The 21,917-nt window shown below is 63.7% G+C and carries 25 protein-coding genes and 5 pseudogenes; 17 read left to right on the top strand and 13 right to left on the bottom strand.

All coding sequences use genetic code 11. The features are described from left to right. Positions 1–12: 12 nt before the first annotated feature. A pseudogene (locus ACSQ89_RS34210) lies at positions 13–417 on the bottom strand (circularly permuted type 2 ATP-grasp protein); the annotation flags it as partial. 111 nt (positions 418–528) lie between these two features. Between ACSQ89_RS34210 and ACSQ89_RS34205 the strand changes: the two are divergent. The 9 genes and pseudogenes from ACSQ89_RS34205 to ACSQ89_RS34165 all read left to right on the top strand — a co-directional run bounded on the left by ACSQ89_RS34205 (position 529) and on the right by ACSQ89_RS34165 (position 8,773). Next, the gene (locus ACSQ89_RS34205) at positions 529–684 is read left to right on the top strand and encodes a hypothetical protein (protein ID WP_436295961.1); all 156 of its coding nucleotides are present in this window, start codon (positions 529–531) and stop codon (positions 682–684) included. A gap of 234 nt (positions 685–918) precedes the next feature. Further along, the gene (locus ACSQ89_RS34200) at positions 919–1,536 is read left to right on the top strand and encodes a hypothetical protein (protein WP_436295960.1); all 618 of its coding nucleotides are present in this window, start codon (positions 919–921) and stop codon (positions 1,534–1,536) included. 72 nt (positions 1,537–1,608) lie between these two features. Next, a pseudogene (locus tag ACSQ89_RS34195) lies at positions 1,609–2,115 on the top strand (RES family NAD+ phosphorylase); the annotation flags it as partial. 685 nt (positions 2,116–2,800) lie between these two features. Then, positions 2,801–3,682, top strand: a complete 882-nt coding sequence (locus tag ACSQ89_RS34190) for a LysR family transcriptional regulator (protein ID WP_436295959.1) — start codon at positions 2,801–2,803, stop codon at positions 3,680–3,682. Positions 3,683–3,937: 255 nt separating this feature from the next. Next, on the top strand, positions 3,938–4,711 hold the full coding sequence (locus ACSQ89_RS34185; RefSeq protein WP_436295962.1) for an aldolase: 774 nt from the start codon (positions 3,938–3,940) through the stop codon (positions 4,709–4,711). Between the two features lie 31 nt (positions 4,712–4,742). Beyond that, a complete protein-coding gene (locus ACSQ89_RS34180; RefSeq protein ID WP_436296907.1) occupies positions 4,743–5,714 on the top strand; it encodes a Bug family tripartite tricarboxylate transporter substrate binding protein in 972 nt (323 codons plus the stop codon). A 228-nt stretch (positions 5,715–5,942) separates the two neighbouring features. Continuing rightward, positions 5,943–6,122: a hypothetical protein gene (locus ACSQ89_RS34175; protein WP_436296906.1), complete on the top strand. Its 180-nt coding sequence runs from the start codon at positions 5,943–5,945 to the stop codon at positions 6,120–6,122. 14 nt (positions 6,123–6,136) lie between these two features. Next, positions 6,137–6,394: a GDCCVxC domain-containing (seleno)protein gene (locus tag ACSQ89_RS34170; protein ID WP_436295956.1), complete on the top strand. Its 258-nt coding sequence runs from the start codon at positions 6,137–6,139 to the stop codon at positions 6,392–6,394. A gap of 375 nt (positions 6,395–6,769) precedes the next feature. Further along, positions 6,770–8,773 carry a phosphatase PAP2 family protein gene (locus ACSQ89_RS34165; protein ID WP_436296905.1) on the top strand — a complete coding sequence of 668 codons (2,004 nt, stop codon included), beginning with the start codon at positions 6,770–6,772 and terminating at the stop codon, positions 8,771–8,773. Positions 8,774–8,941: 168 nt separating this feature from the next. Here the strand turns inward: ACSQ89_RS34165 and ACSQ89_RS34160 are convergent, their stop codons facing one another. From ACSQ89_RS34160 to ACSQ89_RS34145, 4 genes are all read right to left on the bottom strand, one after another. Continuing rightward, positions 8,942–9,253, bottom strand: coding sequence for a type II toxin-antitoxin system RelE/ParE family toxin (locus ACSQ89_RS34160; RefSeq protein ID WP_436295954.1), 312 nt, complete (start codon positions 9,251–9,253; stop codon positions 8,942–8,944). After that, positions 9,250–9,549 carry a YlcI/YnfO family protein gene (locus ACSQ89_RS34155; protein ID WP_436295953.1) on the bottom strand — a complete coding sequence of 100 codons (300 nt, stop codon included), beginning with the start codon at positions 9,547–9,549 and terminating at the stop codon, positions 9,250–9,252. Before ACSQ89_RS34155 ends, ACSQ89_RS34160 begins: the two co-directional genes overlap by 4 nt. Positions 9,550–9,903: 354 nt before the next feature. Continuing rightward, complete coding sequence (locus tag ACSQ89_RS34150) at positions 9,904–10,224, bottom strand: type II toxin-antitoxin system RelE/ParE family toxin (RefSeq protein ID WP_436295952.1); 321 nt, start codon at positions 10,222–10,224, stop codon at positions 9,904–9,906. Beyond that, positions 10,221–10,487 carry a ribbon-helix-helix domain-containing protein gene (locus tag ACSQ89_RS34145; protein WP_436295951.1) on the bottom strand — a complete coding sequence of 89 codons (267 nt, stop codon included), beginning with the start codon at positions 10,485–10,487 and terminating at the stop codon, positions 10,221–10,223. The genes ACSQ89_RS34150 and ACSQ89_RS34145 overlap by 4 nt, the downstream gene beginning before the upstream one ends. Before the next feature lie 423 nt (positions 10,488–10,910). On the opposite strand from ACSQ89_RS34145, the gene ACSQ89_RS34140 reads away from it, so the two are divergent. Continuing rightward, entirely contained in the window at positions 10,911–11,054 is a 144-nt protein-coding gene (locus ACSQ89_RS34140; RefSeq protein WP_436295950.1) for an NrsF family protein, read from the top strand. A 210-nt stretch (positions 11,055–11,264) separates the two neighbouring features. On the opposite strand, the gene ACSQ89_RS34135 is transcribed toward ACSQ89_RS34140, so the two are convergent. From ACSQ89_RS34135 to ACSQ89_RS34120, 4 genes and pseudogenes are all read right to left on the bottom strand, one after another. After that, entirely contained in the window at positions 11,265–12,623 is a 1,359-nt protein-coding gene (locus ACSQ89_RS34135; protein WP_436296018.1) for an IS701 family transposase, read from the bottom strand. A gap of 63 nt (positions 12,624–12,686) precedes the next feature. Next, positions 12,687–13,392, bottom strand: a pseudogene (gene istA, locus ACSQ89_RS34130) (IS21 family transposase); the annotation flags it as partial. A 116-nt stretch (positions 13,393–13,508) separates the two neighbouring features. Further along, positions 13,509–14,495 (bottom strand): tripartite tricarboxylate transporter substrate binding protein, encoded by a 987-nt coding sequence (locus tag ACSQ89_RS34125; protein WP_436295967.1) that lies wholly within the window; start codon positions 14,493–14,495, stop codon positions 13,509–13,511. Between the two features lie 218 nt (positions 14,496–14,713). After that, complete coding sequence (locus ACSQ89_RS34120; protein WP_436295966.1) at positions 14,714–15,469, bottom strand: class II aldolase/adducin family protein; 756 nt, start codon at positions 15,467–15,469, stop codon at positions 14,714–14,716. Positions 15,470–15,591: 122 nt separating this feature from the next. On the opposite strand from ACSQ89_RS34120, the gene ACSQ89_RS34115 reads away from it, so the two are divergent. From ACSQ89_RS34115 to ACSQ89_RS34105, 3 genes are read left to right on the top strand one after another with little or no spacing between them, the layout of a single operon-like run. Beyond that, positions 15,592–16,329 (top strand): Crp/Fnr family transcriptional regulator, encoded by a 738-nt coding sequence (locus ACSQ89_RS34115; protein WP_436295965.1) that lies wholly within the window; start codon positions 15,592–15,594, stop codon positions 16,327–16,329. A gap of 34 nt (positions 16,330–16,363) precedes the next feature. Further along, complete coding sequence (locus ACSQ89_RS34110; RefSeq protein WP_436295964.1) at positions 16,364–16,519, top strand: hypothetical protein; 156 nt, start codon at positions 16,364–16,366, stop codon at positions 16,517–16,519. After that, positions 16,512–16,964: a putative toxin-antitoxin system toxin component, PIN family gene (locus tag ACSQ89_RS34105; protein WP_436296904.1), complete on the top strand. Its 453-nt coding sequence runs from the start codon at positions 16,512–16,514 to the stop codon at positions 16,962–16,964. Before ACSQ89_RS34110 ends, ACSQ89_RS34105 begins: the two co-directional genes overlap by 8 nt. 77 nt (positions 16,965–17,041) lie before the next feature. Here the strand turns inward: ACSQ89_RS34105 and ACSQ89_RS34100 are convergent, their stop codons facing one another. The 4 genes and pseudogenes from ACSQ89_RS34100 to ACSQ89_RS34085 form a co-directional block, all read right to left on the bottom strand. Then, positions 17,042–17,308, bottom strand: coding sequence for a BrnA antitoxin family protein (locus ACSQ89_RS34100; RefSeq protein ID WP_436295909.1), 267 nt, complete (start codon positions 17,306–17,308; stop codon positions 17,042–17,044). Further along, positions 17,292–17,591, bottom strand: a complete 300-nt coding sequence (locus tag ACSQ89_RS34095; protein ID WP_436295908.1) for a BrnT family toxin — start codon at positions 17,589–17,591, stop codon at positions 17,292–17,294. The genes ACSQ89_RS34100 and ACSQ89_RS34095 overlap by 17 nt, the downstream gene beginning before the upstream one ends. A gap of 86 nt (positions 17,592–17,677) precedes the next feature. Beyond that, positions 17,678–17,962 (bottom strand): annotated as a pseudogene (locus ACSQ89_RS34090) (tyrosine-type recombinase/integrase); the annotation flags it as partial. Between the two features lie 147 nt (positions 17,963–18,109). After that, positions 18,110–18,754, bottom strand: a pseudogene (locus ACSQ89_RS34085) (Tn3 family transposase); the annotation flags it as partial. A gap of 112 nt (positions 18,755–18,866) precedes the next feature. Here ACSQ89_RS34085 and tnpA point away from each other — a divergent pair. The 4 genes from tnpA to ACSQ89_RS34065 all read left to right on the top strand — a co-directional run bounded on the left by tnpA (position 18,867) and on the right by ACSQ89_RS34065 (position 21,856). Further along, entirely contained in the window at positions 18,867–19,277 is a 411-nt protein-coding gene (gene tnpA, locus ACSQ89_RS34080) for an IS66-like element accessory protein TnpA (RefSeq protein WP_436295678.1), read from the top strand. After that, positions 19,274–19,621 carry an IS66 family insertion sequence element accessory protein TnpB gene (gene tnpB, locus ACSQ89_RS34075; RefSeq protein WP_436295679.1) on the top strand — a complete coding sequence of 116 codons (348 nt, stop codon included), beginning with the start codon at positions 19,274–19,276 and terminating at the stop codon, positions 19,619–19,621. Before tnpA ends, tnpB begins: the two co-directional genes overlap by 4 nt. Positions 19,622–19,689: 68 nt before the next feature. Continuing rightward, positions 19,690–21,246, top strand: coding sequence for an IS66 family transposase (tnpC, locus tag ACSQ89_RS34070; RefSeq protein ID WP_436296563.1), 1,557 nt, complete (start codon positions 19,690–19,692; stop codon positions 21,244–21,246). 91 nt (positions 21,247–21,337) lie between these two features. Next, on the top strand, positions 21,338–21,856 hold the full coding sequence (locus tag ACSQ89_RS34065; protein WP_436295681.1) for a hypothetical protein: 519 nt from the start codon (positions 21,338–21,340) through the stop codon (positions 21,854–21,856). The last annotated feature ends 61 nt before the right edge of the window (positions 21,857–21,917 follow it).

Below are 21,917 nucleotides of genomic sequence, written 5' to 3'. Positions count from 1 at the left end.
AAGCTCCCCTAATCAAACCGACTGGCTCTGAGATTGCGATTGCACCCGGGGCTTGGCGCTGCGATCCGCCTCTAGGATCCAGGTGTCCCTGGTGCCGCCGCCCTGCGACGAATTGACGACCAGCGAGCCCTCCTTGAGCGCGACGCGCGTGAGGCCGCCGGGCACCATCTGGACTTCCTTGGCCGACAGCACGAAGGGCCGGAGGTCGACGTGGCGCGGCGCGAAGCCGGCATCCACGAAGGTCGGCGAGGTGGACAGGCTCAGCGTCGGCTGTGCGATGTAGCCGTCGGGCTTGGCGAGCACGGCCTTCTTGAAATCCTCGATCTCGGCCTGCGTTGCAGCCGGGCCGATCAGCATGCCGTAGCCGCCGGCGCCGTGCACTTCCTTGACCACCAGGTCCTTCATGTTGGCCAGCGTCCCTCCTTGAACTTCGCCCCGTTCGATGGCGACGGGCGAGAGAGGGCGGAGCCCATAGCGCCACGCCCGGGTACCCGCCCCAGAGGGGTTTCTCATAACACCGCACGCAGTGTGATCAAGGAGTTCATCGAACAAGGCGGATCCACCCACTCCGAAGCCGGGTCGGTGCTCTGGGTGATCGAGGCATGGTGCAAGAAACAAGGCATCGCTGTCACTGTGATACAGCATGAGGCCGGCGGCTACGTAACGACCAAAGGCCCGACGTGACCGTCGCTCCCGGATGAAGGGGCGAGCGCGTTTGAGCATCGTAAGTTATCGGAATAGGCGCGGCAAGCGACCCCTCGCTCAGGACATGCTCCGCCGAATTCGGGCTTGGCTCGCCATCGGTCTGAATCCCTGAGTCCCGCAGGCAGCACCGGTGCGTCGCCTGCCGGCCGGCCGCTGCGGTTTGCTACATTGTCTGCGTTTGCTTCGATATCCGAATTTGCTTAGAATGTACGCATGAGCACCGATCTCAGTACCCCTGTTCTGCTGCGCCGGATTGCGCAACTCGAAGCCACCGTCGGGCGCCTCAGCGAAGATGTCGGCAGCCTTCGCTCGGCGGTCAGCAAGCAAGGGCTGCAGGTGCCGAGGACGCGAGGCGTCCGAGCGCGGGCGCCACGTGCCGAGGCCTCGACCACAGACAGCACCCCGCAAACCCGGGCCGCCGGCGGCTTGGCTGGTGCCACTGCGCGTGGCGAGGCGGTGCGTGTCCAGTGGGTCAAGGATGGCCTCGTCGTGCCCGGCGAGCAGCTTGCGCAAGCCTGGGGACTCACGCGCCAGGCCTTGGCGCCGGCCGCAGACAGGGGCGAAGTGTTCGCGATGAAAGTCGGCAACCGGCTGTACTACCCGCAGGCGTTCCTGGGCATGGAGCGCGAGACCGTGGCCACGGTTTGCCGCGCACTCGGTGACCTCGGCGCCAGCGAGAAGCTGATGTTCTGGCTGCGCGACCATGGTGCCCTGGCAGGCAAGAGCGTCGCCGCGGCATTGGAGGCGGGGGTTGCCGTGGCCAAGGTGGAACGCCTGGCTGCGGCGTGGGCGCGCGAGCGGGGAGCCGCGCGTGTCGCTGCGGCTGCCTGAGCCCGGTTCCTTCGAAGATCTGCTTCGACCGGTCAGGATCGAGGTCGCGTCGCTCGTGCGGCTGAGCCGGCATCCGGCCCAGAGCCCTACTGGTCGGCTGGCGTCTACCGCTTCGATGATCCAGATCCCGGCCGTGCCGGCGCGTTCGGCACCTGCTACACCGCCAGCACCATCGAGGTGGCCTTCGCTGAGAGCGTCATCCATGAGTCCTGGCGGTTCGTAGGCGGTACCTACGAGGTGCCAGTCGCCGAACTGACCGAGCGCTCGGTCGTACGCTTTGCCTGCGTTCGACGCAAGACGCTGGTGTTGGCCGACCTCACTGGGGCGGCACTCAAGTCCCTGGGCCTGAACAACGACATCAGTGCGTCGGCCGACTACTCGGCGAGCCAAGCCTGGGCGCAGGCCATTCACGGAGCGGGTTCCCGCTGGGACGGGATTCGCTACGTGTCGCGGCAGATGAACAAGGGGTTTGCATACGCGATCTTTGAGCGCAGCGGGCTTCGCAAGCTGCGAGGGGAGAAGCTCAAGGCGCGGCAGGTGGATGACCTCTGCGATCGGTTCAACGTCACTGCGGTCTGACGGCCCCGCGCGCACGACCTGAAGGTCTGCAACCTGGTGGGGACCGGCCGTTCGTTGGCGAGAATCGGTCGGCTCCACTCGGCCAGGAGCCGCCCGTCATGAGGATCAGCTCTCGTGATGTCTATTCAGTGCGTGCGACGGTCTCCTTGGACACCAGGGGCAGTCGCTTCAGGACCTGGCCAGCTTTTGGAAGACCTACCCCAGGCCGGCGGAAGGTCTCCTTCGTTTGATCGTGACGGGAGACACACCCGGTTCGGTGGTCAGCGGAGTTCAAACGGTCGAGCAGTACCTCCGCGTCGGAGGTGAACCTTGGGACTTCGCAGGACTACGCTTTCCCCGGTTCGAACAGGCTCAAGCTTCCGGAACGTCCCATTGGCATTCCGGGCAACCACGACCAAGGGGGCGGGTTTAACTATCCCTGGAGCGGGTTGTCGTCTGTCTTCCGCAACTCGGCACTGTCCAAGGCGATGCCATACGTCGAACCCGCGCTGCCGCTGCCTGCGTTATCAGATCCTCCGCGTTGGCGATCAAGGCGTGGCGACCGAGTGAGTCAGCCTCTGGAGCATTCCGATGTCGGATACAAGCTCTCTGGCGTCGGCAAGTGAGCTTTTAACGCGGCGCTCCACGCCAGGAATCGAGCGCAGTAGTATCTTTCTTTCCCGAATGCTCCAACGCTCTACTATTCGTGCGATTCGACCTCACCACGCTAAAGCTCTTCGTCAGCGCGATCGAGCACGGCAGCATCGCTAGAGCCGCAGAGCGCGAGCACATCGTCGCTTCGGCGGCGAGCAAACGCATCGCTGACCTCGAGGCCGGGCTCGGGGTCGCGCTACTCGTACGCCAGCACGCGGGAGTCGTCCCGACCGCCGCGGGCGAAGCGCTCGCCCGCCATGCGCGCGAGGTCATCAAGACGCTCGACCGAATACCCGGCGCGATCAGCACGCTTGCCGTAGACGATCAGCCCGATATCCGGATGTTGGGGAATCAGACCGCGGTCGTCGTCGTGGTCGCGGATCTCGCGGGCTACATCGCGCAGCGGCCCGGGGTGAAGATTCGTCTTGAAGAAGGCCGGAGTCTGCCGATCATTGAGGAAGTCGCGCAAGGGAGCGCCGACATCGGCATCATCGGCCACTTTCAGCCCACCGACCGGATGCGCGTCGTTCCTTATCGCAGCATTCCTCTCATGCTGGTCATGCCGGTTTCGCATCCGCTCGCCAGCCGCGGGGCGATCTCTTTCGCGGAAGCGCTCGAGTTCGATCTCATCACGCTGGTGCAAGGTACCGCAATCCGCGGCTGGGCGCTGGCAGCAGCAGCACGCATGGCGCGCAAGCCGAAGTTCACCATGCAGGTCCAGAGTTACGAGGCGATGCGCGCGATGGTGCAGGCGGGTCTCGGTATCGCGGTGATGCCGGCGCCAAACATTCTGCCGTACGAGGATCTCCTACAGGTGCGCGCGCTGCCGCTCACCGACGATTGGGCGTGCATGCAGCTCTACCTGGTGTGCGCCCCGCGCACGGCCGGCACCCCTGTGATCGAGGAACTCCTCGCGCATCTCGCTGCGGGTTGAGCCATCGCGGCCCGCGACGGCCGGCGTTCCGAAAGATCAGTTGCGAACGGGGCCGGGCGCGTCCAAACTTTTGACGTAGTGCCATCAACCGGGAGCGCAGCGATGCTCACCCTCATTGGTGTTGTGGCGGCCTCGACGGTCGTCGCCTTCGCTGAGCGAGAGCCTCGCGCAGCCGGGAATTGCTCGCGTTCGCCCGGTCGAGGCCGGTGAGCTGAATGTGGGGTGTGAGAGAGAAAGGAATCCCCAGTGAACAACATGGTATCCCGGCCCAAATCCGAGTACGACGCGAAGTTCCGGGCCGATCTGGACAAGTTCGTGCAAGTGACCAGCTGGACGCTGCAACAGAAGGTCGCGCTCGCGTGCCGCATCCTCGATCGCGACGGGCACGAGTCCGCGCTCGCGGGCCAGGTTTCGACGCGCGGGGAGAAGCCCGGCACCTACTGGACGCTGCGCTTCGGGCTGGGCTTCGACGAGGCGCGCGAGAGCAACATCCTGCTGATCGATGATGACTTGAACGTCCTCGCGGGCGAGGGCATGGCCAACCCCGCGAATCGATTCCATCTTTGGATCTATCGCGCCCGTCCCGAGACCAACGCGATCGTGCACACCCATCCGCCGCACGCTTCGGCGCTGTCGATGATCGCGGAGGAACTCATCGTGTCGCACATGGACACCTGCGTGCTCTACGAGAATTGCGCTTATCTCCCCGAGTGGCCGGGCGTGCCGATCGGCGACGAGGAGGGCGAGATGATCTCGACCGCGCTGGGCGACAAGCAGGCGGTGCTACTCGCGCACCACGGCCTGCTGACTGCGGCGACGACGATCGAGGACGCGGCGGTGCTCGCGTTCTACGTCGAGCGCGCGGCGAAGCTGCAACTCATCGCGCGAGCGGTGGGGCCGATCAGGCGGGTGAAGCCGGAACTTGCGCGCGAGGCCCGTAGCTATCGCGGCAGTCCCAAGTACATCGCTGCGACGTTCAATTACCTCGCGCGGCGCGTGCTGCGCGAGACGCCGGACTGCCTGAGCTGACGCCGCAGTTCATTCCAACCAAGGAACGAACATGACACACCTCTCAGTACACCGAATTTGCGCGGCACTGCTCGCGCTTGCAGCCGCGACGGCGTTGGCGCAGACCTACCCGAGCAGGGTGATTCGCATCATCGTGCCGTACCCGCCGGGCGGCGGCGCCGACATCACCGCGCGGCCGATCGCCCAGATGCTCAGCGAACGCTGGGGCCAGCCGGTCATCATCGAGAACCACGGCGGGGCGAGCGGCATGATTGGCGCGGACATTGTCGCCAAGGCGCCGCCCGACGGCTATACCCTCTTGGTCAGTGCCTCGGCGGAAGTCGCGCTCAATGTTGCGCTCTTCCCGAAGATGCCGTACGACCCGGTCAGGGATTTCGCGCCGATCACGCTGGCGACGGTGACCCCCATGGCGCTCGTCGTGCATTCGTCGGTGCCCGTAACTTCGTTGAAGGAATACATTGCGATCGCAAGGGCGAAGCCCGGATCGATGACGTTCGGTTCGGTCGGCAACGGTACCCCCCACCACTTCGCCGGTGAGTGGCTGAAGATGCTGACCAAGGTCGACATCGTGCACGTGCCGTACAAGGGCTCCGGCCCGTTGATCATCGATCTGCTCGGCGGGCATTCACCAAGCGGTTTTGCCACGCTGCTGCCGGCGATGCAGCATATGAAGAGCGGCAAGTTGCGCGCCCTGGCGGTGACGACGCAAAAGCGGGTGCCGCTGTTGCCGGACGTGCCAGCGCTCGCCGAGACGCTGCCCGGATTCGACATCAGCCAGTGGAACGCCGTGTGGGCGCCGGCCGCGACGCCGAAGGACGTGCTCGACAAGCTGAGCGCGGAAATCACGCGCATCGTGCAGTCGCCCGACTACAAGGCGCGCATGTCGGAGCAGGGCAGCGAGGCCATCGGCAATTCGCCGTCAGAGCTCGCGGCCTTTCAAAAGGCGGAAATCGACAAATATCGCAAGATCGCGCAGGAGGCGAACATCAAGGTCGACCAGTAAAGGATAGGAAAGTCCTGTAAAGGAGGTTGGCTTTTGTCAAACACAACGCAGATCGACGATCGCGGACGAGTCCATGCCGTCTGGCGCATTTCTTCGACTGACCTTGCCCCTGAAAACCGTATCCCTTGCTTAGTGATCCAATCGAAGCAAGGAGAGCATGGAAGGTGGAGGCCACGAACTCGGAAGGCGAGACCGGCTCCTGCCGCGCCTGCGTCAAGCCTGCTTGGCATGATCGGCCCGGCGATGGTGCTCGCGGCCATGCTGCTGTTCTTCGGCCAATGGTGGACCCCCGGGCTGATGTACACCGGGTTGGCCTTCATGGTCGGCATCTCACTGTGGGATCTCTTGTCGCCGATAAACAAGCGCTGCAGTGCAGAGGGCTGTGAGACCCGGCAGGCGCGCCCATGACGCGAGGGCGGAGCATGAACAGCACCGTGGTTCTCGACGCGGTGCTGACCTGCCCGTATTGCGGCCACGCGAAATGCGAGCACATGCCCGCCGACGCGTGTCAGTTCTTCTATGAGTGCGAGCACTGCAAGACACTGCTGCGCCCGAAGCCCTGCGATTGCTGCGTGTTCTGCTCCTTCGGTTCGGTGAAGTGCCCACCGGTCCAGGCGCAGAAGCCATGTTGTGGGGATGATTCGCGCGCGGACCCCGCCGCGTGCGCTTCGCCAACTTGACGGCCGTCGCGACATGGCCGTTGCTGCTCCGGACAGCGCACGCGGCAGCACAAAATGCCTGGGCGGTACCAGCGATTCAATCGAATCTTGTCCGCCCCCGCACCCGCTGGAGGGGCCGTCCCATGAGTGGCATCAACGACACCGCCTATCCGCAACTGAAGACCGAGATCAGTGATCAGGAACTGCTCTCGGTGGTCACTCCTGCAACAAGGCGCGGGTCTCTGCGACATGCTCGCGTATCGCTTCCTCGCGCTCCGTCGCACATCTGCTCTCCCAACGCCAGCTTGGCCGCCTAGCACTGATGCAACGACGGCCAAGTCCGATCACAACGTTCGATCACCCGTGAATGGTGCGGGCGCCGACAATGGAACGCTGGTGGAACCACATCTTCAAGCACTGATCGGCTATTTTTCAGAGCACCCGCAACTGGCGCTCGGTGCGGTGTTCGCGGCGGCCTTGCTCGAGGCGCTGGCGGTGATCGGTACGGTTGTTCCGGGCAGTTCGATCGTCTTCGTCGGCGGCATGCTCGTCGGCCTCCAGGCGCTCGACCCGGCGTGGACGGCAACTGCCGCGGTGAGCGGTGCGGTCGCCGGCGACAGCATCAGCTACTGGCTCGGCCACCGCCATCGCGATCGGATTCGCGCGCTGTGGCCGATCAAGGCCTATCCCGCCCTTTTCGATCGAGGGCAAGCGTACTTCTCGAAGAATGGCGGCAAGAGCGTTTTTCTCGCACGCTTTCTCGGCCCGCTGCGAGCCATCGTGCCCATCATCGCCGGCATGTCGGGTCTGCCGGCCCCGCAGTTCTACGTGTTCAACGTCCTGTCGGCGTTGGTGTGGGCGGCGGCTCACCTCGCTCCCGGTTTCCTTTTTGGTGCCTCGCTCCAACTGGCCGGTGCCGTGAGTTCACGGCTCGCCGTCCTGGTGCTCCTCGTCGTCGGCGCCCTGTGGCTCGTTGCTTGGGTCATCGCCTTCCTGCATCGCCGGGCACGGCCGCGCATCGAAGGCTGGCGAGATCGCGCCGTGGCCTGGGCCAGCACAAGATCGAACCTGCCCGCGCGCATCGTGCTGTCCCTGTTCGATCCCGCCCGAGCTGAGTCCAAGGCGCTGCTCGCCGCCGCGTTGATGCTGATCGGCAGCGCCTGGCTGTTCTTCGGCGTGCTGGAGGACGTGCTGTCCAACGACCCGCTGGTGCAGGTCGACCGCAGCATCTATTCGATACTGCAGGCGCTTCGCACGGGCTGGGGCGACAGTGTCATGGTGGCCGTCACCGAACTGGGCAGTGCCCCCGTCGTGATTTCCGTCATCGCCGCTGTCTCGTTGTGGCTGGCAGCAAAGCGCTGCTGGCGCACACTGGGCTATTGGCTGGCGGCCGCCGGTTTTGCCCAACTGCTCGTCTGGACGCTGAAGTTCACTCTCGGCCGAGCGCGACCGACCGAGATCTACAGCGGGATCGATCCTTTTTCGTTTCCGAGCGGCCACGCCGCGATGAACATCGTGGTCTACGGCTTCCTGGCCTTCCTGCTGGCGCGTGCCAAACCGATTGGAACGAAAATCGCCATCACGCTATCGGCCGCGATGGTGATTGCGCTGGTCGCGTTCTCACGGTTGTACCTGGGCGCTCACTGGTTCTCGGACGTGCTCGCCAGCTTGAGCCTGGGTCTTGCCTGGGTGGCGTTGCTGAGCATCGCCTACCCCAACCATGTGCGACCTGAGAAGGTGTCTGCCTTGCCGCTGTCGATGGTCGCCGGGATGACCTTGGCGCTCGTCGGTGGTTGGGTTGTCGGCGAATATCACCGCGCCGATCTGGCGCAGTACGCCTACCGCCCACGAAGCGACACGGTGCCGGTCGCCGATTGGCGAGCGGACGGATGGCGCGGACTTGCCTCCACCCGAACCGACCTCGGCGGGGACGCCGAAGAGCCGCTGTCGGTTCAATGGGCGGGCCCGGCGGAGGAGGTCGCGGGCGTTCTGAAGGGCGCGGGATGGCATGTCCCCCCGCCCTGGGCCGCGAAGACGGCGCTGCTGTGGCTGTTGCCGAACACGCCGATCGATCAGCTCGCCGTGCTGCCAAAGCTCGACCATGGCGAAGCGCAAGGGATGACCTTCTTGAAAGTGCTGAACGCCGACGAACGCATCGTGCTGCGTCTGTGGCCGTCGACCTATGTCGTCGACAACGTCGGAGCAGGGCCGCCGCGCCCGTTGTGGATCGGCATGGCAACCATCGAGCGCCTGCGGCATCCTGCTGGTTTGATCACGCTCGCCGCAACGCAACACGACTTCACGACGCCGTTGCGGCGGTTGGCACAGGATGTTCACGATCAGCAGCGCTCGGCGCAGCTGCAGGAACGGACCGGGCGGGTTGTGCTGCTGGTCTGGTGAGCCGCGCAGTCGAAGGCGCTGTCGAAGTGACCGCATTGATCGCAGAGAGCCCGAGCGCCAGGCATGCGAGCTCATGTGCCATGCGTTCCCGCATAGCCGAGCTGTAAGAAAGCCGCGCCGGCGTGTGCGCAGTCCAGTTCGGCTTGTCGAGCTTGATGCGCGAATTCGTCAGTGATAGTCGTCTTCTCGCTGATGTCGGATCGCCGAAACGATGACTTCTCGATCACTGATGATATGGAACAGCGCGACGTATCCCGCTGCACCAAATGGAATCACCAGTTCGCGCTCAAGGCGGTCATCGAAAGCGATTCTGCAGGTGAACGGATTGCGCTCGAGGATTCTGAACTCTGCTCGGATGGCGGCGAGTGCCCGGTCTGGCAGATCCAAGTCCCCATGCTCCAGTGCCGTGTTTAGGAGGAAGTTCTCAAGTCGCTGCAGGTCTTCGACTGCTTCGTGCGTCAGGCTAACTGTGTAGGTCACGAACTTCGCTTGGAAACGCGATCGCGTTGTCGAGGTGCTGCAAGCCGGGCATCAAGTCGCCCCTGCATCGCGCTAAGCGCGTCCGTCGCGGGGTAGTACTCTCCGGTCTCTCGCGCGCGGGCCAGCGATGCGCGGCCGCGCGCAACAAATTCCTGTTGAGTTTTGCGGCGCTGCGCGGCTTGGACTGCGGCCTGCTCGACAAATTGAGAGAGCGTTTCTCCGTCATGCAGGACGCTCTCGATCTGGTGCCGCACAGCTGGCGTGACGCGCACCGGAGGCAATTGAGCGCTTTTCATAGATGTGCATTGTAGTGCAATTGCTATGCGTGCGAAATGGGCCATATTTTGCTCTCGCCGAGGATGGATCATTTCGAAGTCAGAAGTGAGAGCGCGGTTGGGGTCGGGCCGGCAAGCCCGGCCCAGGCTGTGAGTGTGCTCTGGGCACGTGCCCTTGCTACGGCGTGACCTTCGCGCATCGGGGCTATCCGGGTCTTGGAGACGGAACGCGTCGAGCGTGAAAGCCGCCGCCTCGTCGAGGCGATGCTGGCACAGGGACGGAAGGTAGCGTTGCTGCCGGAACTGCTGCGCTGATCGGCTCGCGCTTCAGGTATCGCCAGGGGTGGACGCCGGAGTGAGGTTAGGACTCCACGCTCAAGGGTTCTCGGATTCGTCGTGCAAGAGGCTCTCGTAATCCTGTCCGCCGTAGAAGATGCCGATGATGGAAACCTGTTCGGCGGCGACATCGAAGGCGATAACCGTGCGCTTCCTGTAGTGGGTGATGCGCAGACCCGGGCGCACATCATCGCGCTTGGTACCGCGATGGGGGAACGTCTGAAGGCTCTCGCAGTAGGCGACGATCGCCTCGGCGTAGTTCGCCGCGATGTCCGGAGAAGCCGCGTGCGCGATGTAGTGGTACAGATTGGCCAGTTGCTCCTCGGCCTCGGGCGAGAAGACGACGCGGTAAGGCGTCACCCCTTGGCGCGCTCGGCCGCCAGCTTGGCGCGCACCTGACGGGCGGTGACGGCGCGCGATGGATCAGCCTTCAACGCGTCGTAGGCCGGACCGACCTGATCTCGCAGCCAGCTCTGCATGGCGCGGTCCTGCGCCATCAGGGCGCGCAGTCCATCGCGGATGACCTCGCTCTCGGTGGCGTATTCGCCCGCCGAGACCTTCGCCTTCACGGCCTCGGCCATCTCCTTGGGCAGGGTGATGCTCAGTTGTTGCGTTGTGCGCATGAACACGCTCCCAACTCGTTCAATAGGATTAAATCCTACACAATCGACCGACGAAAGTCCAGCGAGCCAATTCGCCATCGCCGGCTCGCGCGCTTCAGGGGACGATGCGTCAGGAAATTCAGATGGAGCAACTTTACTACGCAAAAGAAGCATCTTTACTACACCTCACGACAAGTGGGGCCCGATGGCAAAAGGCGAAGCGGAGACGGTGCTGCACGACCTGTTCGTGCGCGGCCTGGACGCCGACGCCCAGGCCTACCACGCCTTCCTGCAGAAGCTCAGCGCATACCTGCGCGCGTTCTTGGGCAGGCGGCTGTTCGGCTGGCCCGACGAAGTGGAAGGCCCCCTGACGGCCTGGGTGCATGCGATCGCGCGCTACAAGATGATCGACCTGCTGCGCAGCAAGGCCAGCCGCGAGGCGCGATGGCCGGTGGCGCGGGGGCCGCGGTCTATGCGCTGCATTGCCCGGAACTGGCCGCGTCGTTCCTGGCAATCTGGTATGTGGCCGGCATGACGCTGCCGGTGCTGGCCGGCGCCGCGATTGGCCATCGGCTCCTGCGTTGGTGAATAGCAACCGGACCATCGCTGCTGACGCCGGTTCGGTCACCAAGTTGATAGTGGGTCCAACTTGAACTCCAATCAACAGGCGGTCACGCGTTTGGCAATCATGGCTTCAGACCATGCAAGTCGCGGGCCTGTTTTTGCAGACCACTAGTCTTACTGTGTTAGATATTTGGTGCTGGTTGATGCCGAAGACAACAGGGACACCGAGGCAGGTTACGAGCCAGCAGCGCGCCGATACGCAATCGCAAGCTCGTGATGGAGGATGGGACGTGGCGCTGCGCCCTCTGGGCTTCCCCGAGGTTTGTAATGCGTGGGTAGGGCAGGCTCCTGGCGTGCGGAGTTTTTTTTACCGTCGATCTCGGCGGGGTGCTGCAGCCGTTGCGCAAGCAAGAAGCCGTAGGCGGCAATGCTGAGACTGGCGTGATGATGAAAGCCGCGCCAGCCTCGGCCTTCGTACTGTCCGAGGCCCAGGTCCTGCTTGAGATCCTGGTAGTCGCGCTCGATGCGCCAGCGCATCTTGGCCTCATAGACCATGCGCTCCAGCGGTGTGTCTTCGGCAAGCGTCGACAGCCAGTACTTCAGCGGTTCGTCGTGGCCCTCGGGCCATTCGATCAGCAGCCATTGCGGCTCGCGCAGTTCGCTGCGCTCCTGGTCGCGATGCGCCGCACGTACCCTCACTCGGGCGAAGTGCGAGCGCAGCTGAGAGTTCGTGCCCTCGCGCCAGGTGACTTCTTGCCAGTCGTCGGGCTCGATGTCGAAGGCCACGTCCTTGACCGTGCGGGGCCGGTGCTTTGGGGCGGTGGCATCGCCGTGGCGCAGCCGCCGTGGCACACGGCCCCTGCCGCTGTAAGGCTTGGGCGGCAGGGGTTCGTGCCCGGGCGGCCACACCGTGACGCTGCCTGTCACCCCCACGACGTAGCGCAAGCCAAGCTCGCCCAGGCGTTCGCGAAACGCCGTGTCCACGCCGTAACCCGCGTCGGCCAACACGCAGTGCCTCGGCGCCCCCTGGGCCAGCAGGTGTTCGATCTGCTGCAGCGCGATTTGAGGCTTGGTGGCGAACTCGAGCGCTTCGGGCACGCGGGCCTTCTCGCGTCGGGCCGGGTCGTCGGCCCACTCCTGGGGAAGGTACAGCTGCCACGCCACCGGAATGCTGGCCGCCGCGCAGGCCAGCGACACGCTCACCGCCACCTGGCAGTTGTCCTGCTTGCCCAGCATCCCGCAGTATTGGCGCGCCACGCCCACCGAGTGCCGCCCCTGCTTGGGAAATCCCGTGTCGTCGATGATCCACCAACCGCCGTCGCTGAAATCCATCAACGGCACCACCCACTGGCATACCCCCAGCAGCATCTGCTCGTCCGACCAATTCGCATCGGCCACGAAGTGGTGCAGCGACTGGTGGCGCGAACGCACATTCAGCGGGTCCATATGCGCCGCCATCGGCTCCACGCTCTTGCGCTGCAGCGGCGACATCAGCCCCGTGGTGTAACCCCGCAAGCCCGCATGACGGTCGGAATGACCCAGCCCCCCGCTCAGATGGGCCATGTAGCGCTCGAATTCCTGTAAGTCTTCCATCAAGGTTCACCCTTCTCCTGAAGAAGTGCGCATAATGCCTTGATTTCGCTCAAATTACTAACACAGTAAGACTAGGAAGCTGCCCTTCAGGTACGAATTGAATCGCTCGACCTTGCCCTTGGTCTTCGCTCGGTAGGGCCGGCACAGCCGGGGCGTGAAGCCGCAAGCCTCGGCGAGATCCCTCAACTCGCTGTTCCAGCGGTGCAGGCCTTCGCCGTAGGCATCGCACTCGATCACCACGGCCTTGGTGTTGTCGAACAGGACATGCTCAGGCACCCCGCCGAAGTAGTCGAAGGCTTCGCGAAGGCCGGCACACAGGGTGCTGACGTTCTCGCCGGCACACTCGACGAACTTCACGAAGCTTGCGCGGCTTTAGCCCATGGTGGCCACCAGCGCCAGCAGCGGATGGCGGCATCGCCGGACATAGGTGAAGTCGGCCTGCATCTGGCTGCCCGGCGGCGTCTCGAAGCGCACCAATGGCTCTGGTTCGCTCTTCTTCAGAGGCGCCAGCCAGGCCTTGAGTTGGCTGATGCCGCCGGCGTAGCCGCGCTCGCGGATCTCCCGCAAGAGCACTGTGGCTGGAATCCAGCGCGGGCGCGCCTGTTCGACGCGCTCACGCAAATAGGGCTTGAACGTCGAGCTTGCACGCTCGCGGTTCGCGCGGGCCGTAGCGCCGTGCCGTCTCGTCCCTCAGATATCGACGCACCGTGTTGCGCGAGCACTCCAGCTGCTTCGCGATTGCTCTGACGCTCTCGCCCCTTCGGGCCATCACTCGCGAAGTGGGTCAGTTTTCAGCGGGAATCAACATCAGGCGCACCACGGCTACCTGTCGCCCGCAGCACGCGGATGAAGCTGCTGGTGGGGCGTCCCTCCCATTGGGGCGGTTCACTCTTGCTTAAAGCCAATCTCGGACAGCATTTTGCCTTCGCGTTCGAACTGAGCCTTGGCGTACGCCGTGTAGACCTCACCGTTCATCACATTGGGCTGCATATCGAACTGGTCTAGCTGCTTCAGGTACGTCGGGTCGGTGGTCGCTTTGCGGAAAGCGGCGCCTAGTCGCGCGGCGATCTTGGGATCGAGGTTTTTGGGTGCGACCAGACCGATGGGCGACTCGATCACGAGGTCATAACCCAGTTCCCTCACCGTCGGTACGTCGGGGTAGCTGATGAGCCGCTGTGCCGTGAAGGTGGCCAGCAGCCGCACCTTGCCGCCTTTAACCTGTGGGCCGAAGCCGGGATCCCCCATCACGTCGAGGTGATGGCCCATCAGCGCCTGGAAGCTTTCGGCGCCACCCTTGAACGGGACCATGTTGAACTTGGTCCCAGCCAGCTTCGCTAGGCGCTCGCCATAGATGCGGTTAGCGCTTGTCGCACCGACGTTTCCCCAACTGATCTGACCCGGGCGCGTCTTTGCGTCGGCCAGCAGTTCTGCCAAACTTTTCCACGGTGCGTCGACGGCAACGGTAACGCCGGTGGTCAGGCCGAACAGGCCAGCCAGGTAGGTGAAGTCGCGCAGCGGATCCCAAGCCACCTTCTGTACCAGCGGTGCGCGAATCACCGAGTTGTGCATGACGGCGATGGTGTAGCCGTCGGCCTCGTTCATCATCGCCACACTCGCGCTACGAGTGATGCCGCCGGCGCCCGGCCGGTGCATCAGCACGATGGGCTGACCCAGGTCGCGCGCCGCGGCTTCGACCAGGGGCCGAAAGATGGGGTCGATCGAGCCGCCCGGGGGAAACGGCATCACCAGTACGATGTACTTGTTAGGGTAAGGGTCGCTGGCCATGGCACTGCCCCACACCATCTGGGCGCCCGAGGCGAACAGCGCGGCCATTGCATCACGGCGGCGCAATGAAAGCGGGAACTTCGACATCGCGTGTCTCCAATCTTATGAATATTGAGGCGGTCACTTGACCGCGGCAAAAGCCGGTTGCACAACGTGTCGGACGCGCGCGACCGATGCCCTCAGTAGCGACCGCTCCGCCTGCGTCAGGCGATGCCGCTGTGGACATGTATTAGAGCAATCTCATCCCGAAGAGGCGCAGGCCCTCGCCTTGCTGCTCGGCAAGGGCACCGGGTTCATCAAGACGCCTACTGCTGGTAGCTCAGATCGATTCGGTCCAGCTTGCGAATCAGTGCCGGCCACGCGATATTGGAGCCCTGCCCCAGGGTGGCAGTCTTTCGCGCTTCCGCCAGGCCTTCCATGATGTGCGGATCGAAGAACATGAGTTCACCGCCTGCCTGTGCGTCGACCTGGATGCGGCAGGTGTTCTCGAAGGTGTACATGGCGAGGAAAGCTTCGGGCACGGTTCCGGCCGCAGTCAGCAGACCGTGATTGCGTAACACGAGGAACTTGTTGGTGCCCAGGTCGGATTGCAAGCAGGCTTTTTCGTCGTCGCGCACCGCGATACCCTCGTAATTGTGGTAGCCCAGAGACGCCAGCACAAAGGTGCTTTGCTGGCTGATGGGCAGTACGCCGCTCTTCTGCGCGCTGACGGCCACACCGGCGCGGCTATGGGTGTGCAGCACGCAGCCGACGTCGGGCCGCGCGTCGTGGATGCAGCTGTGGATCACGAAGCCTGCTGGATTCACGGGAAAGGGCGACTCGATCAGCTTGTTGCACTGCTGGTCCACCTTGACCAGCGAAGACGCTGTGATCTCATCGAACATCAGTCCATACGGATTGATCAGAAACTGATGTTCGGGACCAGGAATTCGTGCGCTGATGTGCGTGAAAACCAGATCACTCCAGCCGTATAGTGCGACGAGGCGATAGCAAGCCGCGAGGTCGACGCGCAGCTGCCATTCCTCGGCGCTGACGACTTCCTTCAAGGACGCGATTTTCATGGTGAGGATTTCCTTTCCGGTGGGAGTTCAATGGTCATGATGCAAGTGCAAAGGCCTTGCGGATCGGGGACGCGAACGAATCTTCGCAGGCGCCCGGACCGCTGACTGTCAAGGATTGAACAATGTCTCGCCGGAAAATCGATCTTTCACCACCCTTCACGAAATCCACTCTTGAGCTTTTGCCGAGTTTGTCGGCCAACCATTGGTTTGGCAGTTTGCCTTTGAGCGAGCGGAAGGCGATGCTGTCGGCATGTACGTGGTGGCGGCTCGGGCCAGGGGAGGTGCTGTTTCGGCAGGGTGACAAGTTGAAGCCGGGCACCGGGGCGCTCTATTGCCTGGTCAAGGGCCGTCTGAAGGTGTCGAGCTTGCGTGAAGACGGCAAAGAAGCCATTCTCGCGGTGCTGGAGGCGGGCAACTGGTTTGGCGAGATCGCGCTGATCGACCACCAGCCGCGGCCGCACCAGGGCACAGTGTTGGGCCCGACCGAACTGCTAGCGTTGCCACGTCCGGCCTTCGACGCACTCATGAAGACGAACGTGTTCTCGGAGGCGATGTGCCGCATGCTTGCCGCGCGCCTACGCTTGGTCTACGGCTTGATTGAAGACGCGACGCTGCGATCCACTGGTGCACGCGTGGCACGCCGGCTGCTGCTGCTGGCGCGCAATGAAGCCAGCAGCGCTCTTGATAGGCGCGTAGTGCTGACGGTGTCGCAGGAAGCTCTGAGCATGATGCTGGGCATCACACGACAAACCCTGAGTAAGGAGCTGAGGGCATTGGCCCACCATGGGGCAATCTGCCTTGGCTATGGACGTATCGAGATCGAATCCATGGTGTTGCTCGAACGACTGGGTACGGAGTAGCCGGTCGGGGAAATAGAGAAGAATGAGTTCTGCTTTGAACATTTTGCGCTACTTCAGCACCGCGGAAGCCATGACCTGGTTGGTCAGCACCAGACCCTTGTGGCCCGACCGTCATCACCTTGGCCACGTGCTGACGGACAAGCGCACCCTGTACTTCATATCGGCCGAGCGATCAGCCGAACTTGGCTGACAACAATTACCTTGGCCGGTTAACGACAACTATCTGGCCGGTTGAGGCCATCACCAACGTCCTGCTCAGCGCCCTCATCTCGCCGCACGGGTCGCCCGAGGCGATCTACCGCGCTTGGCGCGCGGCACGCTTCGAGGTCGTGACCTCGTTGTCCCAACTCGAAGAACTCAGGCGCGCCAGTCGCTACCCAAAGTTCAAGTCCGTGCTTCAGCCTCATCGCGTTGGCACGATGGTCAACAACCTGCAACGCGCGCTCGTGTTGGAGCAACTGCCAACGGACGTCGAGGCCGACGATCCGTTCGACGCGTTCCTGTTGGCCATGGCCAGAACCGGCGACGCCGACTACCTCGTGACCGGCGATCATCGCGCCGGCCTCCTGAAGCGTGGGCATCTTGGCCACTGTCGCATCGTCACCCCAGTCGCTTTCTGCGCCGAGGCACTTTGAGCTGTCGTGCCCGTCGGGAGCTGCAGGCCATGTCGGCCTGACTCAAGCCAACGGGCCTCCGCGAAACACGGGGCGATTCAATGCGCGCGCAGCTTCTCCTGTAGCCAGACCTTGATCAGCGACTGATAAGGCACATCTCGGGAATTGGCCGCAACCTTGATCGCATCCAGCAAGTGCTGGGGCAGGCGCAGCGAAATCGTCTTCGTTGTGGGCTTCAGGTTGGGCAGCGTGACTTTTCTGGCCTTCGACCAGTCAAGGTGAACCGAGGAGTCATGCTTTTCCCAGTAGGCGCGCTCTTGCGCTTCGCTGGCGAACTTCGGGATGGCTTTAGTCTGCTTGTTCATAGATTGCGCGCTCCTTGCGGTGCATGTCCCTCGCTGAGATAACACGAATCAACAGGTTCGATTGGCGCAGGGTGAATGTGATGTGCAGCGTTCGCCCGTCGTCAGTCTTTCCCAATGCGTGGAACCGAGGTTCCTGGTAGCTATGGGCCACGTCTTCCAAGAGAAGCAATGGCGCATTGAAGAAGAGTTGCTCCGCTTCCGCCTTGGAAACACCATGCTTTTCGTTCTTGCGGGCGTTGCCTTCATCCCAGTCAAACCCGATCACGGGGTTCAGGTCAATCATGGATGTATATTATCATCATGTACATGTAGCCGTGCTGTTTGACGGCGTATGCATGGCTGGTTTCGAAGCGGAGATCTGGGGGCGGTTCAATCTTCGTCGAGCATTCGGCTGGCCTTGCTGCCCAGCGAGCTCTCGGCGCGGAAGTAGCCCATCACGGTGGCCACGCTGTGGTGTCCCGTCATCGCCATGGTCTCGGGCAGCGACATGTTCTGTTTTCCGGCCTCGGTCACGAACCCCGCGCGCAACGAGTGGGCCGAGAACTTCCCTTGGACGCCGGCGAGCGTGCATCGCTCCTTCACGATGTCGCGCACGGCCGCTGGCGCGAGTGGCTCCCCGAGATGCCCGCCCTTGCGGATGCGGCGAAAGAGGGGTCGACTCGTTTTCAGTGCACTGAGTGACGGTAAGGGCACCGTCAAGAATGCGGCTTTCCACGCGTCGTCACTCCTAAGTCCTTGTCCCACCTTGAGATTCTGTTACCCCCCAATTGCCTTGCGGGACGGCCCGATCTGTGGTCGATTTCAAGCTCTGGCGCTCTTTTTCGCTGCAGTTTGTGACGGTAGGAGCTGGTCGGCATAGCGCTCGATGGGAAACCGAAACACTCCGCGAAGATTGATGCCTTCCAGTCGCGTGGGCGCAATCCGCCCGATCAGCTCGGCTGGGACGATTTGACGCCGATTGGCCCACCGATCGAGCACCGCCTGCATCTGCGCGGTGTTCCATGCCATCACGATGTTGGCGAGCAAGCTCAAGGCGTCGGCCACGGCCTGCATCTCGTCGACACGCCTGGCCTGCACTGGACTGACCCGCCCGGTGTAAATGGCGCGCTTCAAGGCGTTGACCGCCTCGCCGCGGTTGAGCACCCGATGCAATTCGCGACGGAACGCTGCGTTGACGAAGTAGTCCGCCAGGAAGGCCGTCCGCCACAGCCTGCCAAGCTGCACGCCGGCCTCATAGATCGGGTCAGACCTGGAGGCCGATCCGAAGCGCGCCAACACGGCCACCGCGCTGGCGTGCGCGGACATCACGGACGCAGTGAGGTGAACGAGCGCGTCCCAGTGCGACGCAATGAGCGAAGCATCGACGCTGGCTACGCACACCGATGCGACGTCGGCCGGTATCGGCATGCCACGGGGAACATAGAGCTGTCGTTGCTTCAGATCCTTTGTAATAGTCCGGCCAGCACCGTTCTTGTTGGAGCTGGCGAGATCTCGGAGCATGTGACCTGAACAGTGCGTGCCCGGAGATGGTGTGCACCAACAGGAGATCGTGCACACCATGAAGAGTCAAGCAGAGGGCGTCGAACCGTCACGTCGCCATCACGAGCGCGCATTCAAGGCGCGGCTGATCGAGTTGAGCATGCAGCCCGGCGCGTCGGTGTCGGCCATCGCGATGGCCAACGGCATCAACGCCAACCTGTTGTTCAAGTGGCGGCGCGATCGCCAACGCGAATTGACGTTGCTTCATACGACGCCTGCCGTACTGCTGCCCGTGCGCCTGGCATCGGTCGGCGAAGATTCGGGTGTCAACGCGATTTCGCCGCTTGCCACCATCGCACCGGCGCCGGCCAAGCCCGCGCGGACCGGCGTCATCGAACTGGAGATCGCAGGTGCGCAGTTGCGCCTGCACGGCGCCGTCGACGAAGCGAGCCTGTGCAGCGTGTTGCGCGCGCTGCGCCAATCGTCATGATCGGTCCGCGCGCGGGTACCCGGATCTGGCTGGCCGCCGGTGTCACCGACATGCGCTGTGGCATGGACACGCTCGCCGTCAAAGTGCAGACCGCGCTCACTGAAGATCCGTACGGCGGTCACGTCTTCGTCTTCCGCGGCCGCCGCGGGGATCTGGTCAAGCTGCTGTGGAGCGATGGGGACGGCATGTACCTGCTGTCCCGGCGCCTGGAGCGTGGCCGCTTCATCTGGCCGAACGCCGAGTCCGGCTCGATCGCGCTCAGTGCCGCGCAACTGTCCATGCTGCTCGAAGGCATCGACTGGCGCCGCCCCGAGCGCACCTGGCAACCGCGTGCCGCGGCGTAGACCCAAGCCGACGGGTTGACAGGACATCTCCCGTGGGGAGTGCCGGGCGCATCCGGCACAGTCATGCCATGACGCCCGAACAACTGCTTGCCAGCAACGCTTTGCTCAATGGCGAAGTGGTGCGTTCGCAGGAGGCGTTGAAGATCGCGTTGCTGACCATCGACAAGCTCAAGGTCGAGCTGGCCTACTTGCGGCGCATGAAATACGGCCGTTCCAGCGAACAGCTCGAGCATGCACAGCTTGAACTAGTGGGTGGCCAGGTCGCGCAGCCGGCCGTGGTGTTGACGGCTCATTGCGAGGGCAGCGAGGGCGCCGAAGACAGCGAGCAGCAGTCCAACGTCAGGTCGATGCAAGACGCTCGCAAGAAGCGCAAGGCCGGGCAGGAAACCGGCTCGCGCGGACTGCCCGAGCACTTGCCGCGGCGCACCGTGATGCACACGCCTGAAGGTGGCTGCACGTGCGAGGCGTGCGGCAACGGCCTGCGCGAGATCGGCCAGGACGTCTCGGAGGTCCTCGACTACGAGCCCGGCAGCTTCCACGTCGTGCGCCATGTTCGACCGAAGCTGGCCTGCGGCGGATGCAGCACGATCGTGCAGGCGCTCGCGCCGAGCCGTCCGATCGCGCGCGGCCTGGCCGGTGCCGGATTGCTCGCCCACGTACTGACGAGCAAGTTCGCGGACCACACGCCCCTGTACCGGCTGTGCCAGATCTATGCGCGCGATGGCGTGGAGTTGCCTCGCTCCACGCCGACAGACTGGGTCGGCCAGGCGGCACGCCTGATGGCGCCGCTGGCCGATGCCCTCGGGCGCCATGTGCTGCGCGCCGCAAAGGTCCACGGCGACGACACGCCTATCCGTGTGCTCGGCGGTGCCGGGAGCAAGGCGAGCACCGGGCGGCTGTGGGTCTATGTGCGAGATGATCGCCCGAGTGCCGACACGGCCGCGCCGGCGGTGTGGTTCCAGTACTCGGCCAACCGCCGGGGCGAGCATCCGGTGCGTCACCTGAAGGACTTCCGGGGAATCCTGCAAGCCGATGCGTACGCGGGGTATCACCCCCTTTACGAAGACGGCCGGGTCATCGAGGCGGCATGCTGGAGCCACGCGCGACGAAAGGTGTGGGACATCCACGAGCGGCAACACAAGCTGGCTGGCACCTTGGCGCATCAAGCGCTGCTGCGCATCGGCAAGATCTTCAAGGTAGAGGCCGAGATCAATGGCAAGCCGCCCGATGAACGCATGCGCGTTCGGCAGGCGCGCACGCGCCCCTTGCTCGAGGACCTGAAGCTCTGGCTGAACACGACCTTGGCGCAGCTCTCGGCAAAGTCGCCCTTGGCGCTGGCCATCGGATACTCGTTGGGCAACTGGACGGCGCTCACACGCTTCGTGGATGACGGGCGCATCGAGGCGCACAACAATGCGGCCGAGCGCGCGCTGCGCGGCGTTGCAATCGGAAGAAAAAACTTCTTGCATCTGGGCTCGGATGCCGGCGGCCACAGCGCTGCAGTGATCTACACGTTGATCGGAACGGCCAAGCTCAACGGGATCAACCCGCAGGCGTATCTACGCCATGTACTGGAGCGCATCGCCGACCACCCGATCAACCGAATCGACGAGCTGCTGCCCTAGGTCGTGGCGCCCCAGCTCCAACAGCTTCGGCCATCCTGGTACGAGGAGCTCGCGCAGGCCGCCTGAGCTGGCGTCGTGGGCAAAATGGGCCATGCGCATCAAGCTGATCGAAGACTTGCCCATGGCCACCAGTGCTGAGCTGTACCAGCTCAGCTGGGTGATCGAACAACTGCTGGCCGATCCGCGGCGCGTCGTACAGGCGCGCAGCCAACTGCATCTGGGTCAGCAGGTGCAGTATCTCCATTGGGGCGACGGCAAGTGGCGGACGGTGCGGGTCGTGTCAATGAAGAACGACCGTGTGACGGTGCTCGACGAGGCCAACAACAAACATCTCAGCCTGCCTTACGCCGCCATCATGACGACGGAGTCGGCCACCGCAAACACGGGCGAGCAAGCATCCGCGCCGAGCAAGCCCACTCCGCCGCCGGAGATTCCGCGCCGCGAAAACTTCCGTGTCGGCCAGCGCGTGAGCTTCGCCGATCAAGGCTTGCAGCGGCACATCGGGCAAATCACGCGCATCAACCAACGCACCGCCACCATTCATTGCGACGGCCGTGCCTGGCGAGTTGGGTTCGCCTTCCTTCAGCACATCACTGACGTCACAGCCTGACGCCCTCCTGGCCGTGACCACTGACGTCAAGAACGGGGTCGGCCGGACTATTACGATCCTT

The sequence above is a fragment of the Variovorax sp. LjRoot175 genome, assembly GCF_964253805.1.
GTDB lineage: Bacteria > Pseudomonadota > Gammaproteobacteria > Burkholderiales > Burkholderiaceae_C > Variovorax.
This window is presented reverse-complemented; position numbering and strand designations above follow the sequence as displayed.